The organism is Pseudomonas eutrophicaquae, assembly GCF_023544715.1.
Lineage (GTDB): Bacteria > Pseudomonadota > Gammaproteobacteria > Pseudomonadales > Pseudomonadaceae > Geopseudomonas.
This window is the reverse complement of record NZ_JAMJEZ010000001.1, coordinates 86,272-101,885: the sequence shown is the minus strand read 5'-3', so window position 1 is coordinate 101,885 and position 15,614 is coordinate 86,272. Positions and strand designations below refer to the sequence as shown.

16 protein-coding genes are annotated in these 15,614 nt (G+C 66.8%); 11 read left to right on the top strand and 5 right to left on the bottom strand.

The genetic code is table 11. The annotated features are described in order from the left end of the window. Positions 1-138 precede the first annotated feature (138 nt). The 9 genes from MXC11_RS00465 (at position 139) to MXC11_RS00425 (ending at position 7,990) form a co-directional block, all read left to right on the top strand. On the top strand, positions 139-951 hold the full coding sequence (locus MXC11_RS00465) for a bifunctional hydroxymethylpyrimidine kinase/phosphomethylpyrimidine kinase (RefSeq protein WP_250003809.1): 813 nt from the start codon (positions 139-141) through the stop codon (positions 949-951). Between the two features lie 22 nt (positions 952-973). Beyond that, a complete protein-coding gene (gene thiE / locus MXC11_RS00460) occupies positions 974-1,606 on the top strand; it encodes a thiamine phosphate synthase (RefSeq protein WP_250003807.1) in 633 nt (210 codons plus the stop codon). A 40-nt stretch (positions 1,607-1,646) separates the two neighbouring features. Continuing rightward, the gene (hemL, locus tag MXC11_RS00455; protein WP_250003805.1) at positions 1,647-2,936 is read left to right on the top strand and encodes a glutamate-1-semialdehyde 2,1-aminomutase; all 1,290 of its coding nucleotides are present in this window, start codon (positions 1,647-1,649) and stop codon (positions 2,934-2,936) included. A 4-nt stretch (positions 2,937-2,940) separates the two neighbouring features. Then, positions 2,941-3,501: a hypothetical protein gene (locus tag MXC11_RS00450; protein ID WP_250003803.1), complete on the top strand. Its 561-nt coding sequence runs from the start codon at positions 2,941-2,943 to the stop codon at positions 3,499-3,501. Positions 3,502-3,610: 109 nt separating this feature from the next. Then, positions 3,611-4,159: a tetratricopeptide repeat protein gene (locus MXC11_RS00445; RefSeq protein WP_250003801.1), complete on the top strand. Its 549-nt coding sequence runs from the start codon at positions 3,611-3,613 to the stop codon at positions 4,157-4,159. An 83-nt stretch (positions 4,160-4,242) separates the two neighbouring features. Then, entirely contained in the window at positions 4,243-5,574 is a 1,332-nt protein-coding gene (miaB, locus tag MXC11_RS00440; protein WP_250003799.1) for a tRNA (N6-isopentenyl adenosine(37)-C2)-methylthiotransferase MiaB, read from the top strand. Positions 5,575-5,679: 105 nt separating this feature from the next. Beyond that, entirely contained in the window at positions 5,680-6,690 is a 1,011-nt protein-coding gene (locus MXC11_RS00435) for a PhoH family protein (protein WP_250003797.1), read from the top strand. Then, positions 6,683-7,138 carry an rRNA maturation RNase YbeY gene (gene ybeY, locus MXC11_RS00430; protein WP_250003977.1) on the top strand — a complete coding sequence of 152 codons (456 nt, stop codon included), beginning with the start codon at positions 6,683-6,685 and terminating at the stop codon, positions 7,136-7,138. Before MXC11_RS00435 ends, ybeY begins: the two co-directional genes overlap by 8 nt. A gap of 12 nt (positions 7,139-7,150) precedes the next feature. Then, on the top strand, positions 7,151-7,990 hold the full coding sequence (locus tag MXC11_RS00425; protein ID WP_250003795.1) for an HlyC/CorC family transporter: 840 nt from the start codon (positions 7,151-7,153) through the stop codon (positions 7,988-7,990). Between the two features lie 15 nt (positions 7,991-8,005). Here MXC11_RS00425 and MXC11_RS00420 read toward each other — a convergent pair whose 3' ends face one another. Beyond that, on the bottom strand, positions 8,006-9,709 hold the full coding sequence (locus MXC11_RS00420) for an AMP-binding protein (RefSeq protein WP_250003793.1): 1,704 nt from the start codon (positions 9,707-9,709) through the stop codon (positions 8,006-8,008). Between the two features lie 216 nt (positions 9,710-9,925). On the opposite strand from MXC11_RS00420, the gene MXC11_RS00415 reads away from it, so the two are divergent. Continuing rightward, complete coding sequence (locus tag MXC11_RS00415) at positions 9,926-10,396, top strand: MaoC family dehydratase (protein WP_250003791.1); 471 nt, start codon at positions 9,926-9,928, stop codon at positions 10,394-10,396. A gap of 109 nt (positions 10,397-10,505) precedes the next feature. Here MXC11_RS00415 and ccoM read toward each other — a convergent pair whose 3' ends face one another. Together ccoM and MXC11_RS00410 are read right to left on the bottom strand one after the other, a co-directional pair. After that, positions 10,506-10,622 (bottom strand): cytochrome c oxidase subunit CcoM, encoded by a 117-nt coding sequence (ccoM, locus tag MXC11_RS12125; protein ID WP_284060299.1) that lies wholly within the window; start codon positions 10,620-10,622, stop codon positions 10,506-10,508. A 107-nt stretch (positions 10,623-10,729) separates the two neighbouring features. Continuing rightward, a complete protein-coding gene (locus tag MXC11_RS00410; protein ID WP_250003789.1) occupies positions 10,730-10,882 on the bottom strand; it encodes a hypothetical protein in 153 nt (50 codons plus the stop codon). Between the two features lie 145 nt (positions 10,883-11,027). Here MXC11_RS00410 and rapA point away from each other — a divergent pair, with 145 nt between their 5' ends. After that, positions 11,028-13,865, top strand: coding sequence for an RNA polymerase-associated protein RapA (gene rapA / locus MXC11_RS00405; RefSeq protein ID WP_250003787.1), 2,838 nt, complete (start codon positions 11,028-11,030; stop codon positions 13,863-13,865). A 52-nt stretch (positions 13,866-13,917) separates the two neighbouring features. Here rapA and MXC11_RS00400 read toward each other — a convergent pair whose 3' ends face one another. Next, positions 13,918-14,712, bottom strand: coding sequence for a hydroxypyruvate isomerase family protein (locus MXC11_RS00400; protein ID WP_250003785.1), 795 nt, complete (start codon positions 14,710-14,712; stop codon positions 13,918-13,920). Next, positions 14,709-15,599: an NAD(P)-dependent oxidoreductase gene (locus MXC11_RS00395; RefSeq protein ID WP_250003783.1), complete on the bottom strand. Its 891-nt coding sequence runs from the start codon at positions 15,597-15,599 to the stop codon at positions 14,709-14,711. The genes MXC11_RS00400 and MXC11_RS00395 overlap by 4 nt, the downstream gene beginning before the upstream one ends. Between the last annotated feature and the right edge of the window lie 15 nt (positions 15,600-15,614).

The window sequence follows — 15,614 nt, the reverse complement described above, 5'->3', positions numbered from 1 at the left end:
AGAGTTCGCAACAAGGCACGGCCAAAGGCTCGCGCAGGATGAGTGGAGCGCGGCATTCTAGCAGCCTCACGGCAGGCGGCTGAACGCCCTGCCGCCCCGTCCACCTTCCCGCCCACTTTGGTGATAAGCTCGCCCGCCATGAACAGATTCCCCTTGCTCTCGCCCTCTCCCGCCCCGGTGCGCCCCGTGGTGCTGTGCCTGTCCGGCCATGATCCCAGTGGCGGCGCCGGTCTTCAGGCCGACATCGAAGCGCTGATCGCCCAGGGCTGTCACGCCGCACCGGTGGTCACCGCGCTGACCGTGCAAGACACCGTCAATGTGCAGGATTTTCGTGTGCTCGATCGCGCCTGGGTGCTGGCTCAGGCCGAGGCGATCATCGCGGATCTGCCGATCGCCGCCATCAAGCTCGGCATGCTCGGCTCGCTGGAGATGGTCGAGACCGTGGTGGAGATCGTCCAGGGCCTGCCGGGCGTGCCGCTGGTCTGCGATCCGGTGCTGCGTGCCGGCGGCGGCGGCGCGCTGGGCAAGGATGAAGTCGGCTATGCGATCCGCGAGCACCTGCTGCCGCTGTGCCACATCGCCACCCCCAACCTGCCTGAAGCGCGCATCCTCGCCGAACTGCCCGAAGGCAGCGCCGATGAATGCGCGGCGCGGCTGCTTGCGCACTGCGAGCACCTGCTGATCACCGGTGGGCATGGCGATGAGCGAGATATCCACAATCGCCTGTACAGCCGCGATGGCCAGCGCGCGGAATTTGCCTGCGTGCGTCTGCCCGGCAGCTATCACGGCAGCGGTTGCACCCTGGCCAGCGCCCTGGCGGGCCGTCTGGCGCTCGGTCAGGATCTGCCCGGCGCAGTCAAAAGCGCGCTGGATTACACCTGGCGCACCCTGCGTGACGCCGAACAACCCGGCCGCGGCCAGTACGTGCCGCGCCGTCTGCCCCTGAATTGACCTGCCCCTGCGGATACCTGCGATGAAAGCCTTGCGTGGACTCTATGCCATCACCGACAGCCAGCTGCTGGCGGACGGTCGCCTGCTGCCCTATGTCGAGGCGGCCCTGCGCGGCGGGGCAAAAATCCTCCAGTACCGCGACAAATCCAGCGACGCCGCCCGCCGCCTGCGCGAGGCCGAGGCGCTGGCCGAGTTGTGCCTGTGCCATGGCGCCGAGCTGATCATCAACGATGATCTGGATCTGGCGACCCGCCTTGGGCTCGGCGTGCATCTGGGCCAAAACGATGGCTCGCTGGCCGCCGCCCGTGCGCTGCTCGGTGGGCGGCCGCTGATCGGCGCCACCTGCCATGCCCGCCTGGAGCTGGCCGAGCAGGCCCAGCGCGAGGGGGCCAGCTACGTGGCCTTTGGTCGCTTTTTCAATTCCCAGACCAAGCCCGGCGCACCGGCGGCCGGCCTTGAGCTGCTCGAACAGGCCCGCGCCCAGCTGCGCCTGCCGATCGTGGCGATCGGCGGCGTCACCCTCGACAACGCCCCGGCGCTGATCGCGCGCGGCGCCAGCCTGATCGCCGTGGTCCACGCCCTGTTCGCCGCCGACAGCGCCGATGAGGTCGAAGCCCGCGCCCGCGCGTTCAGCGCCCTGTTTGCATCGCACTGAGCAGCCTGGCTGCTCCGTTTCCCGTTCCCCTGGAGGCCCCATGTCCCGCTCCGAAGTTCTTTTCCACAGCGCCCAGCAGCACATCCCGGGCGGCGTCAATTCGCCGGTGCGTGCCTTCAGAAGCGTCGGCGGCACGCCGCTGTTCTTCAAGCATGCCGAAGGCGCTTATGTGATCGACGAGGACGACAAGCGCTATGTCGATTACGTCGGCTCCTGGGGGCCGATGATCCTCGGCCACGCCCACCCCGAGGTGCTGGACGCGGTGCGACGCCAGCTGGTGCATGGCCTGTCCTATGGCGCACCGACCGCGCTGGAAGTGGAGATGGCCGAGCTGGTCTGCCGTCTGGTGCCGTCGATGGAGATGGTGCGCATGACCAGCTCCGGCACCGAGGCGACCATGAGCGCGATCCGTCTGGCGCGCGGCTACACCGGACGCGATGACATCATCAAGTTCGAAGGCTGCTACCACGGCCACTCCGATAGCCTGCTGGTCAAGGCCGGCTCCGGTGCCCTGACCCAGGGCGTGCCGAGCTCGGCGGGCGTGCCGGCGGACTTTGCCAAGCACACCCTGACCCTGCCCTATAACGATCTGGCCGCCGTCGAGCAGACCCTCGCAGCCGTCGGTAGTAATGTCGCCTGCATCATCGTCGAGCCGGTGGCCGGCAACATGAACTGCGTGCCGCCGGCGCCGGGCTTCCTCGAAGGCCTGCGAGCGCTGTGCGATCAGCACGGCGTGGTGCTGATTTTCGATGAAGTGATGACAGGTTTTCGCGTTGCGCTGGGCGGTGCCCAGGCCCATTACGGCGTGACGCCGGATCTCTCCACCTTCGGCAAGATCGTCGGTGGCGGCATGCCGGTCGGCTGTTTTGGCGGCAAGCGCGCGATCATGGAATGCGTCGCGCCGCTCGGCCCGGTCTATCAGGCCGGGACCCTGTCCGGCAATCCGCTGGCGATGGCTGCGGGCCTGACCACCCTCACGCTGATCAGCCGCGAGGGCTTCCACGCCGAGCTCAGCGACTACACCGCCCGCATGCTCAGTGGCCTGCGCGAGCGCGCCGCCGCGGCCGGCATCCCCTTCGTCACCACCCAGGCCGGCGGCATGTTCGGCCTGTACTTCAGCGAAGCGGCGCAGATCGTCACCTTCGAGGATGTGATGGCCAGCGATGCTGAGCGCTTCAAGCGCTTCTTCCACCTGATGCTGGAAGGCGGCGTGTACCTGGCACCGAGCGCCTTCGAGGCCGGATTCACCTCGATTGCCCACGGCGAGACCGAGCTGGCGCTGACCATGGACGCAGCCGAGCGCGCCTTCGCCGTGCTGGCCCGAGGCTGAGGCCATGCCCTGGCTGACGATGGCCACGGCCGCCAGCGCGTTGCTGGCGGCTGCACTCTGGTTCGGTGCCCGTCGCCGCTTTGAAAGCGCGCAGCAGCCGCTGTGGTTCTGTGCGCTGCTGGGCTTTGTGCTCAGCGCCCTGGCGGCGGCCAGCGGGCTGGGGAGTTCGGCGGCACTGCTGCTCGAGCAGGCCCGCGACTACCTGGCCCTGCCGCTGCTGGCGGCTGTGGCGCTAGCACTCGGGCGACACTGGCAGTGGCAAGGCAGCGTGTGGGGCCGTGTGGTGCTGGGCTTGTGCCTGTTCTTTGAGGTGGCGCGTCAGCTGCAGGCCCTTGAGGATTACCGCCTGCTGCTCGGGCTGTTGAGCGTGGCGCTGATCCTCTACAGCGCCCTGTGTCGCTGGCCGGCGCGGCGGGCCTTGCCGCTCGGACTGGCCAGCGCGCTGCTGCTGGGCGGCGCGGTGCTGGCACCACCCATGTCCACCATCGCCCTGGCCAGCAGTGCGCTCAGCTATCCGCTGCTAGCCCTGCTGCTAGTGCGTCTTTGCGAGGCGCCGCGTGGCTAAAAAGCCACCGGCGCCCTGTCATCACCGGGGCGCATAGCCCATAATGGCGCGGCCGGTGTACTGCTGGCCGGGAGCCTTTCCCGCAGATCCCGGGAGTTGTCCGACTGTCATGAACCGCGCTGTCCGTATCCTGTTCTTGGGGTACTCGTTGATGCTTTTACCGCTGGCGGGCCTTGCCGAGAGCAACTCGCTGCTGGTGCCTGCCACCGGCCGCTGCGTGCTGGACACCCCCGCCGACTCCCGCGAACAGGCGCTGGCACAGTGCCTGAGCCTGGCCGAAGGCGGCGATGCCGAGGCCCAGTACGAACTCGGCGAATACTTCTACAGTGATCACCTCAAGGATCGCGACCTGCCCGCCGCCCTGCACTGGTATGAACAGGCCTCCCTGCAGGGTCATCCCGATGCCCAGCTGCGCCTCGGCCTGCTGTTCTGGCAGGGCGAGGGGGTGACGGCGAATGCGCTGCAAGCCTATATCGTGCTGAAGATGGCCGCCGTCAACGGCTCGGACGAGGCGATGGACAGCGCCGATGAGGTCGCCGAAAGCATGAGCCGCGAAGAGCTCGGCCACGCCAACCGCCTGCTCGGCGAAATCTTTCGCAACTACCTGCTGGAGCTGCAGGCTGGCGAGTTCGGCCCGCCCTTCGCGCCCCTGCGCTGACGTCCCCGCCCCGCGCCAAGCCTAGGAAGGGCCGGGATGGCTGCCTATAATGCGCAGCCTTGTGCCTTGCATGACGACTGCCCATGACCCGCAAGCTTTTCATCGAAACCCACGGCTGCCAGATGAACGAGTACGACAGTTCGCGCATGGCTGACCTGCTGGGTGCGCATCAGGCGCTGGAACTGACGGAAGATCCGGCTGACGCCGACGTGATCCTGCTCAACACCTGCTCGATCCGCGAGAAGGCCCAGGAAAAGGTCTTCTCCCAGCTCGGCTGCTGGAAGGAGCTGAAAAAGAGCAACCCCGAACTGGTGATCGGGGTCGGTGGCTGCGTCGCCAGCCAGGAAGGCGCGGCGATCCGTGAGCGTGCGCCCTATGTGGACGTGGTGTTCGGCCCGCAGACCCTGCACCGCCTGCCGGAGATGATCGACGCCGCGCGCACCACGAAAAAGCCGCAGGTGGACATCTCCTTCCCGGAAATCGAGAAATTCGACCGCCTGCCCGAACCACGGGTCGAGGGGGTCAGCGCCTTCGTCTCGGTGATGGAGGGCTGCAGCAAGTACTGCACCTTCTGCGTGGTGCCCTACACCCGCGGCGAGGAAGTCAGCCGCCCGCTGGCCGACGTGCTGGCCGAGATCATCCACCTCGCCGAACATGGCGTGAAGGAAGTCACCCTGCTCGGCCAGAACGTCAACGGCTATCGCGGCACCGGCCCGGACGGTGAAGCGGTCGATTTTGCCGGCCTGCTGTATGCCGTGGCAGAAATCGACGGCATCGGGCGGATTCGCTACACCACCAGCCACCCACTGGAGTTTTCCGACGCCCTGATTCAAGCCCATGCCGAGATCCCGGCGCTGGTGAAATTCGTGCACCTGCCGGTGCAGGCCGGCTCCGACCGCATCCTCGCCGCCATGAAGCGCAACCACACGGCGCTGGAGTACAAGTCGCGGATCCGCAAGCTGCGCGCCGCGGTGCCGGATATGTGCATCAGCTCGGACTTCATCGTCGGCTTCCCCGGGGAAACCGAGCAGGACTTTGCCCAGACCATGAAGCTGGTCGAGGACGTCGGCTTCGACTTCTCCTTCTCCTTCGTCTACAGCGCGCGCCCCGGCACCCCGGCCGCCGACCTGAGCGACGACACACCCGAGGAGATCAAGAAGCAGCGGCTGGCCATACTGCAGGCACGTCTCAATCAGCAGGGCTTTGAGATCAGCCGGCGCATGGTGGGCACCACCCAGCGCATCCTGGTCAGCGACTACTCGAAGAAAGACCCGGGCATGCTGCAGGGCCGTACCGAAAACAACCGGGTGGTCAACTTCCGCGCCAGCAACCCGCGCCTGATCGGCCAGTTCGTCGAGGTACAGATCGACGAGGCGCTGCCACACTCCCTGCGCGGCCACCTGCTCGACGACTGAGCCGCCGCTCTGCCACCAAAGGCCAGTGCCGGTGTGCTTTCACCGCCCCGGCACTGCGGTTATCCTCCCTTCATTCCTTCAGCCCGACGGGGCCAGCAGATCACCTTGAACACGACCCAGACACTCCATCACTTCACCCTCGAACCCTTTGAAGCGCACCGCTTTGCCAACCTGTGCGGCCCCTTCGATGAGCACCTGCGGCTCATCGAGCAGCGCCTCGATGTGGAGATCCGCAATCGCGGCAACCAGTTCGAGCTGGTCGGTGACAGCGAGCGCTGCCGCATCGTCGAGCGCCTGTTGCAGCGCCTGTACCGCGAAGCCCAGGCCAGCACCCTGAGCGCGGAAACCGTCCACCTGTTCCTGCAGGAATCCGGCCTTGAAGAGCTGGCGCTGCCCAGCCAGACCGCCCAGGTCACGGTCCGTACCCGCAAGATGCACATCACCCCGCGCGGTACCAACCAGCAGCGCTACGTGCGGGCGATCCAGGAAAACGACATCAACTTCGGCATCGGCCCGGCCGGTACCGGCAAGACCTACCTCGCGGTGGCCTGCGCGGTGGAAGCGCTGGAGCGCGAACAGGTGCGGCGCATCCTGCTGGTGCGCCCGGCGGTGGAAGCCGGCGAGAAGCTCGGCTTTCTGCCCGGCGATCTCGCGCAGAAAATCGACCCCTACCTGCGCCCGCTTTACGACGCGCTCTACGAGATGCTCGGCTTCGAGCAGGTGGCCAAACTGATCGAGAAGCAGGTGATCGAGATCGCTCCGCTGGCCTACATGCGTGGGCGTACCCTGAACAACAGCTTCATCATTCTCGACGAAAGTCAGAACACCACCCTTGAGCAGATGAAGATGTTCCTGACCCGCATCGGTTTTGGCTCCACCGCGGTGATCACCGGCGACATCACCCAGGTCGATCTGCCACGCGGCACCAAATCGGGTCTCGCCCACGTCATCGACGTGCTGCGCGATGTGCCGGGGATCAGCTTCACCCACTTCAAGGCCAAGGATGTGGTCCGCCACCCGCTGGTACAGCGCATCGTCGAGGCCTATGACCGCTACGATCAGCGCCTGCAGGGTGCCGCCCAGCCGGAGCGGGAGAGCCGCCGTGCCGATGCCTGAGCTTGACCTGCAGCTGGCCAGCCAGCACAAGGACCTGCCCGACCACGCGCAGCTGCTGGCCTGGTGCACCCTGGCCCTGCGCCAGCGCAGCGCTCCCTCAGAGCTGACCATCCGTATCGTCGATGAGGACGAGGGCCGCGAGCTGAACCGCACCTGGCGCGGCAAGGATTACGCGACCAACGTGCTGTCCTTCCCCGCCGACATCCCCGAGGGGCTGCTGGACATCCCGCTGCTCGGCGATCTGGTGATCTGCGCCCCGGTGGTGCAGCGCGAAGCCGCCGAGCAGGGCAAGGCCCTGACCGCCCACTGGGCACATCTGGTGATTCATGGCTGCCTGCATCTGCTCGGCTATGATCACCTCGACGATGATGAGGCGGAAGAAATGGAAGGCCTCGAGCGCCAGCTGCTCGCTGAGCTGGGCTATCCCGATCCCTACGACTGTGACTGAGAGCAAGGCATCATGAACGACGACCGATCGAGCCACGGGCAGAAGTCCTGGCTGGAACGCATCACCCAGGCTTTTGCCCATGAACCGAAAAGCCGTCAGGATCTGCTCGACATCCTGCGCGGTGCCCACGAGAACCAGCTGCTGGATACCGAAGCGCTGAGCATCGTCGAAGGCGCCATCCAGGTTGCGGATCTGCAGGTACGCGACATCATGATTCCCCGCTCGCAGATCATCAGCATCAAGGCCGCGCAGACCCCGGTCGAATTTCTGCCCGCAATCATCGAGGCCGCGCACTCCCGCTACCCGGTGGTGGGCGAGCACCTCGACGAGGTGCTGGGCATCCTGCTGGCCAAGGACCTGCTGCCGCTGATCCTGCAGGGCAACACTGAGGACTTCGACATCCGCGCCCTGCTGCGCCCGGCCACCTTCGTGCCCGAATCCAAGCGCCTGAACGTGCTGCTGCGCGAGTTCCGTGCCAACCGCAATCACATGGCGGTGGTGGTCGACGAGTACGGCGGCGTCGCCGGGCTGGTGACCATCGAGGATGTGCTAGAGCAGATCGTCGGCGAGATCGAGGACGAGCACGACGTCGAGGAAGACAGCTTCATCAAGGCGCTGCCCAACGGCGACTTCATCGTCAAGGCGCTGACCCCGGTCGAGGAGTTCAACGAGTACTTCAACGCCGGGTTCTCCGAGGATGAGTTCGACACCCTGGGTGGGGTGCTGATGAACACCTTCGGCCACCTGCCCAAGCGCAATGAGGTGGCTGAACTGGACGGCTTCCGCTTCCGGGTGGTGAACGCCGACAGCCGGCGCATCCACCTGCTGCGCCTGACCCCGCCAAAGGCCTGAACCTCTGCCGGGCGCTCAGCGGGCGCCCGGACCACCCTGCGCGGCCAACCACTCCTCGCGCAGCACCCGCCGTAGCACCTTGCCGACCGCCGAGGTCGGCAGGCTGTCGCGAAACTCGATGCGTTTGGGCACCTTGTAGCTGGTCAGGCTGGCGTGCATGTGCGCCAGCACGCGGGCCTCATCCAGCAGGCTGTCGGGCTCGCGCACCACGAATACCCGGATCGACTCACCGGTGCGCGCATCCGGCACGCCGATGGCGGCAGCCAGACGCACCCCGGGCAGGCTGGACAGCACATCCTCCAGCTCGTTGGGGTAGACGTTGAAGCCTGAGACCAGAATCATGTCCTTCTTGCGGTCCACCAGGCGCAGATAGCCATCGGCCTCGATGATCGCGATGTCACCGGTCTTCAGCCAGCCCTCGGCATCCAGCACCTCGGCGGTGGCGTCCTCGCGCTGCCAGTAGCCCTTCATCACCTGCGGCCCGCGCACACACAGCTCGCCGGGCACACCCAGACCCAGCTCCTGCCCGGTATCATCGATGACCTTGCAGGCGGTCGCCGGCATCGGCAAGCCGATGGTGCCGGGGAGGATCGCCTGGATCGGATTGACCGAGACCACCGGGCTGGTTTCCGTCAGTCCGTAGCCCTCGCAGATCACGCAGCCAGTGATCGACTCCCAGCGCTCGGCCACCCGCGGCTGCAGGGCCATGCCCCCGGAGAGGGTCAGTTTGAGCGCGGAAAAATCGAGCATGCGAAACACCGGCTGCTCGCACAGGGCGATGAACAGGGTGTTCAGGCCGACAAAACCGGTAAAGCGCCAGCGGCGCAGTTCGGTGAGCATCGCCGGCAGGTCACGCGGGTTGCTGATCAGCACGTTGTGGTTGCCGGTCAGCATCATCGCCAGGCAGTGAAAGGTGAAGGCGTAGATGTGGTAGAGCGGCAGCGGCGCGATGATGGTCTCCGCGCCCTCCTCCAGGTTATGGGCCATCAGGGCCTGACACTGCAGCATGTTGGCAATCAGGTTGCGGTGCGTGAGCATCGCGCCCTTGGCCACCCCGGTGGTGCCGCCGGTGTATTGCAGGATCGCCACATCGCTGCTGGCCGCCCGATGCTCGCGCAGCGTCTGGACCCGCGAGCGGCCACGGGCCAGCGCCGTCGGCAGATCAATCGCCTGGGGCAGGTGGTAGGCCGGCACCATCTTGCGCACATGGCGCACCACCGCATTCACCAGCCAGCGCCGGGGCCGCGGCAACAGATCCCCCACCTGAGTGACCACCACATGACGAATCTGCGTGTGGGGCAGTACCGCCTCGGCCAAGTGCGCCATGTTGGCCAGGCAGACCAGCGCGCGGGCGCCGGAATCACGGAACTGGTGCTCCATCTCGCGGGCGGTGTACAGCGGGTTGGTGTTGACCACCACTAGACCTGCGCGCAGGGCGCCGAACACTACGACCGGGAATTGCAGCAGGTTGGGCAGCTGGATGGCGATCCGATCGCCCGGCTGCAGATCGGTGTACTCCTGCAGCCACGCCGCAAAGGCCGCCGACTGACGCTCCAGATCGGCATAGCTCAGGGTATGCCCGAGGCTGCTAAACGCGGGCCGACGGGCAAAACGCTGGCAGGCCTCACGGAACAGGTGGGTGATGCAGTCAAAGCGCTCGGGATCGATCGAGGTGGCGATGCCCGATGGGTATTTATCGACCCAGAAGTTCGCATCCATGGGCTTTTCTCCCCTGACAGCCACGGCAGGCCTGCCTGGCTGCGCGCCAGTACGGGCCGGGCGGCGCGCATGCGCCTTTTGTCCGGAGAATACCAGCTCGCCGCCGCCAGCGCCCAGTCGCCGGTGCGCTGCCGCCGGGCAGCAATCCTGCTACCTTAGCGCCCCGGTCGCGCACTGCGTCCACCTCATCTGTTCCGCTGCCAAGGAGCCCAGCCCATGAGCCTGGTTGAAAATATCCCCTATGACGAACTGCAGATCGGCCAGTGCGCAAGCATAGAGCGCACCGTGAGCGAGCGCGATGTCCAGCTGTTTGCCGAGGTCTCCGGCGATCGCAATCCGGTGCATCTGGATGCCGAGTACGCCGCCGGGACGCCCTTCAAGGAGCGCATCGCCCACGGCATGCTCACCGGCGCGCTGATCAGCGCCGCCATTGCCGGCCACCTGCCCGGGCCCGGCAGCGTCTACCTTGGCCAGAACTTGCGTTTTCTGCGCCCGGTCAAGCTGGGCGATCAGCTGCGTATCGAGCTGGAGGTGCTGGAGAAGCTGCCCAAGCAGCGTGTGCGTCTGGCCACCCGGGTGTTCAATGCCCAGAACAAGGCGGTGGTCGAGGGCGAAGCCGAAGTGCTCGCCCCCAAGGACAAACTGCGCCTGGCGCTGACCGCCCTGCCGCCGATTCAGGTCGGCTAAGCCCCCCGTGTGCGCCGCACCGGCGCGGCGCACATGCAACGTGCAGGGATAAAAAAGGCGACCGAAGTCGCCTGAAATGCCTTGCGTGCTCGTGATCCGGAAATAACCCTCAGGGCTTGCGCTTCTTCTGGGAGTCCTTCCAGATGAAATAGGCGAAACCGCCGAGGAAGGATGCAGTCAGGACGACAATCAGCAGTCCTGCAAATACCACTTCATCCATAAACATGCTGCACCCCCTGCGGGTCGTTGACCGGAACTGAGAGTCAGATTAGCCGATTCCCACCGGCATCCATTGATCCTGATCAACGAATCGCTGCCTTGCCAGGCGACGCCTCAGCGCTTCTTCCTGCCGCGGCGGGCCGGCTTGGCGGAGAGCGGCAGGGCCTGCTCGAACGCCTGGCGCATCTCCTGCAGACGGCGCTCATGCAGGTCATGGATGCGCCGCTCGCGCTCGGCGCCAAAATCGATCGGGGTGTCATGGCTCATCGGGGCAGGCTCCCAGCAGGTCGAAGGATGCGGCCATGATGCCAACAGGCCACGCCCCTGCAAAGCCTGCGGCCGCGTCACTGCCTTGGGTCGGACTGGGCGGATCCGTTACCATACGCGCTCATTTTCATGGCGGGAGACAGGCATGGCGCAGCAGTATCAACCGGGACAACGCTGGATCAGCGACAGCGAGGCTGAGCTCGGCCTTGGCACCATCCTCGCCCAGGATGGCCGCCTGCTCACGGTGCTCTACCCGGCCACCGGCGATACCCGCCAGTACGCCCTGCGCAATGCCCCCCTGACCCGCGTGCGCTTTGCCCCTGGTGATGAAATCACCCACTTTGAAGGCTGGAAGATAACCGTGCAGAGCGTCGAGGACATCGACGGCCTGCTGGTCTATCACGGCATCGACAGCCACAGCGTCAGCCACCTGCTGCCGGAAACCCAGCTGTCCAACTTCATCCAGTTCCGCCTCGCCAGCGATCGCCTGTTTGCCGGGCAGATCGACCCGCGCAGCTGGTTCGCCCTGCGCTATCATACCCTGATGCACCGCTCGCAGCTGTTGCAGGCGCCGCTGTGGGGACTGGCCGGCGCGCGCGCCCAGCCGATCGCCCACCAGCTGCACATCGCCCGGGAGGTGGCCGACCGGGCCAGCCCGCGCGTCCTGCTGGCCGATGAAGTCGGCCTGGGCAAAACTATCGAGGCCGGTCTGATCCTGCATCGCCAGCTGCTGGGTGGGCGGGCCAGCCGGGCGCTGATCCTGGTGCCGGAAAACCTGCAGCACCAGTGGCTGGTGGAGATGCGCCGCCGCTTCAATCTGGAAGTCACCCTGTTCGATGCCGAGCGCTTTCTGGAAAGCGATGCCAGCAATCCCTTCGAGGACAGCCAGCTGGCACTGGTGGCCCTCGACTGGCTGCAGGAGGATCCGCGCGCCTGCCAGGCGGCGCTTGAAGCCGACTGGGACCTTTTGATCGTCGATGAGGCGCATCACCTGGTCTGGCACCCCGAGCGGGCCAGCGATGAGTACCAGCTGGTCGAGGCGCTGGCCGCGCAGATTCCCGGCGTGCTGCTGCTGACCGCCACCCCCGAACAGCTGGGCCTTGAGAGCCACTTTGCGCGCCTGCGCCTGCTCGATCCTGACCGCTTCCACGATCTTGAAGCCTTCCGCGCCGAAAGTGCCCAGTACCAGCCGGTGGCAGCGGCCGTGCAGGAGCTGCTGGATCAGGGTTGCCTGTCTGCCCCGTCCCGCGAGGCGATTCAGCGCTTCCTCGGGGCCGCAGGGGATGCCCTGCTCGGCGCGGTGGACAGCGGCGATGCCGAGGCTCGCGCGCGGCTGATCCGCGAGCTGCTCGATCGCCACGGCACCGGCCGTGTGCTGTTTCGCAACACCCGCGCGGCGGTGGCGGGCTTCCCGCAGCGCGAGCTGCACCCCTACCCGCTGGCCATGCCGGCAGCGTATGCGGCCGCCGGCCATGCCAGCGAGCTGTACCCGGAAGTCGCCTACCAGAACGGTGAGGACGCGGAAGCCGAGCACTGGTGGCGCTTCGATCCGCGGGTCGAATGGCTGATCGACACCCTGAAGATGCTCAAGAAGAGCAAGGTGCTGGTGATCTGCGCCCATGCCGAAACGGCGCTGGACCTGGAAGAAGCGCTGCGCGTGCGCGCCGGCACGCCAGCCACGGTGTTCCATGAGGGCATGAGCATCCTCGAGCGTGACCGGGCGGCGGCCTATTTTGCCGACGAGGAGTTCGGCGCCCAGGTGCTGATCTGCTCGGAAATCGGCTCGGAGGGGCGCAACTTCCAGTTCGCCCATCACCTGGTGCTGTTCGACCTGCCGGCCCATCCGGACCTTCTCGAGCAGCGGATCGGCCGTCTGGACCGTATCGGCCAGCGCCATGCCATTCAGCTGCATGTGCCCTATCTGCAGGACGGTGCGCAGGCGCACCTGTTCCAGTGGTATCACCAGGCGCTCAACGCCTTCCTCGCCACCTGCCCGACCGGCAACAGCCTGCAGCAGCGCTTTGGCGCGCGCCTGCTGGCCCAGCTCGATCACCCGCAGCCCGCCGCCTGGCAGACGCTGCTGGAGGAAGGCTGCCAGGCCCGCCAGGTCCTGGAAGCGGAGCTGCACAGCGGCCGTGACCGCCTGCTGGAGCTCAACTCCGGCGGCGCCGGTGAAGGCGAGGCACTGGTCGAGGCGATTCTCGAACAGGATGATCAGTTTGCGCTGCCGATCTACATGGAGCGGCTGCTCGATGCCTTTGGCATCCACAGCGAGGATCACTCGGACAATGCGCTGATCCTGCGGCCGGGCGAGAAGATGCTCGATGCCGGCTTCCCGCTCGGTGATGACGAAGGCGTGACCATCACCTATGACCGTGAGCTGGCGCTGGCCCGCGAGGACATTCAGTTCCTCACCTGGGAACATCCGATGGTGCAGGGCGGCATGGATCTGGTGCTGTCCGGCTCAATGGGCAACACCTCGGTGGCGCTGATCAAGAACAAGGCCCTAAAGCCCGGCACCGTGCTGCTGGAGCTGCTATTTGTCAGCGAGGTGGTCGCGCCGCGAGCCCTGCAGCTCGGCCGCTACTTGCCGCCGGTCGTGCTGCGCTGCCTGCTGGATGCCAATGGCAACGATCTGGCGGCCAAGGTCAGCTTCGACACCCTCAACGACCAGCTCGAAGGCGTACCGCGCGCCAGCGCCAGTAAGTTCGTGCAGGCCCAGCGCGAGGTATTGACCAAGCAGATCGCGGTCGGTCAGGACAAGGTACTGCCGCGCCACGCCGCGCGGGTGGCCGAGGCGGTGCAACGCTTTGGCGCTGAGCTGGATGAGGAACTGGCGCGCCTGGAGGCGCTGCGCGCCGTCAACCCCAGCGTGCGGGAAAGCGAGCTGCAGGCCCTGCGTGAGCAGCGCGAACAGGGCCTGGCGCTGCTCGACAAGGCTGCGCTGCGCCTTGAGGCAATCCGCGTGCTGGTCGCCGGCTGAGCCATCCCTGCCCTGCCGGCGGCGACGCCCGGACAGGGCACTCACCGCGCCTTCAGTGCCCGGGCAGGCACTCGCGCCAGTCGGCCAGCCAGCCCAGACTGGCCGCAGTGCCGGCCTCGCCCGGCCGATACTCGGCGGCCAGCGCGCCGCTGTAACCGTGCATGCGCAGCGCCCGCAGCGCAGCGGCAAAATCCAGCGCACCACTGCCCGGCGCGCCACGCCCCGGGCAGTCGGCAAACTGCACATGCCCGATATGCCCGGCCAGCTGGGCGATGCAGTCCACGCTGTCGAACCCCTGACGGGCCATGTGATAGAGATCCAGCTGCGCGGCCAGGTTCTCATGCCCGACCGCCACGATCAGCGCACGCTGCTGCGCGGGGGTGGTGATCAGGAATCCCGGCATGTCCAGCGGATTGATTGCCTCGACCAGCACGCGGACCCCCAGCGGGGCAAATGCCTCGGCGCAGCGGCGCAGGTTGCGCACCAGACAGGCCTCGGCCACCTCACGACTCACCCCCTCGACCAGGCGGCCGGCCAGCACATTGACCGCACGCGGCCGGACGATGGCAGCGTAGGCCAGTGCCTGCTCCAGGGCACGATCAAATTCGGCCTGGCGCGGCGGCAGCGCCGCCAGCCCCGGGCCACCCTCCAGCAGATCCGCGGCCGGCAGATTGATCAAGAGCAGCGGCAGACCCGCCGCCTGCAGCGCCGCCTGCAGCTGGGTGGCGGGTAGCTCGTAGGGAAACTGGATTTCCACCGCCTCGAACCCGGCGGCCGCCGCCGCGGCCACGCGCTCGATCAGGGGCTGCTCGGTGAACAGCAGGCTCAGATTGGCGGCCAGTTTCATACCGGAGGCTCCGCACGGTACAGCTCGATCAGGGTGGCCGGATCGCGCTCCAGATTGCCCAGACCACCGTGCAGGCGCATCAGCTGCGCGGCCAGGCCGCTGAGCGGCGCAGCGCTCTGCTGCTCGCGGGCCAGCTTGACCGCGGTTTCCAGATCCTTGAGCAGGGTACGCACATGCCACTTGACCGGCTCGAAGCGCCGCTCGGCCATCTGCGGAGCGAGGATCTGCAGGGGCTTGGAATCAGCAAAACCGCCGCTCAGCGCTGGAGCGAGCAGGCTGGCATCCACCCCGGCGCGCTCGGCCAGTGCCACCACCTCGGCGATCACCAGCGCATTGCAGGCGACGAGCATCTGATTGCAGACCTTGGTCACCTGCCCGCTACCCACCTCGCCCATCCGCGTCAGGCGCTGACCCAGCGCGGCGAGAATCGGTCGCAGCCGCTCGATCGCTTCCATCGGCCCGCCGGCCATGATGCTCAACGTCCCGGCCTCGGCACCGGGCGTGCCGCCGGAGACCGGCGCATCCACCCACTGCATGCCGCAGCGGGCCTGCAGCTCAGCCGCCATGTCGCGGGTAGCTGCGGGATCACTGCTGGACAGATCCACCAGCAACTGTGACGGACGAGCGCACTGAGCGATGCCCTCGGCGGCAAAGACCACCTCACGCACGGCGGTGGTATCGGCCAGGCACAGCAGAATGATTTCAGCCTGTTCGCACAGCTGCGCAGGGGTTGCCACCACGCGTGCACCGGCGGCCTGCAGCGGTGCGCATTTGTCCGGGCTACGATTCCAGACGCTCAAGGGGTAACCGGCCGCCAGCAGGCGGTGACACATCGGCAGGCCCATCAGGCCGATACCGGCAAAGGCCAGAGAAGGCAGGGAAGACATGCTCACTCCAGGGAG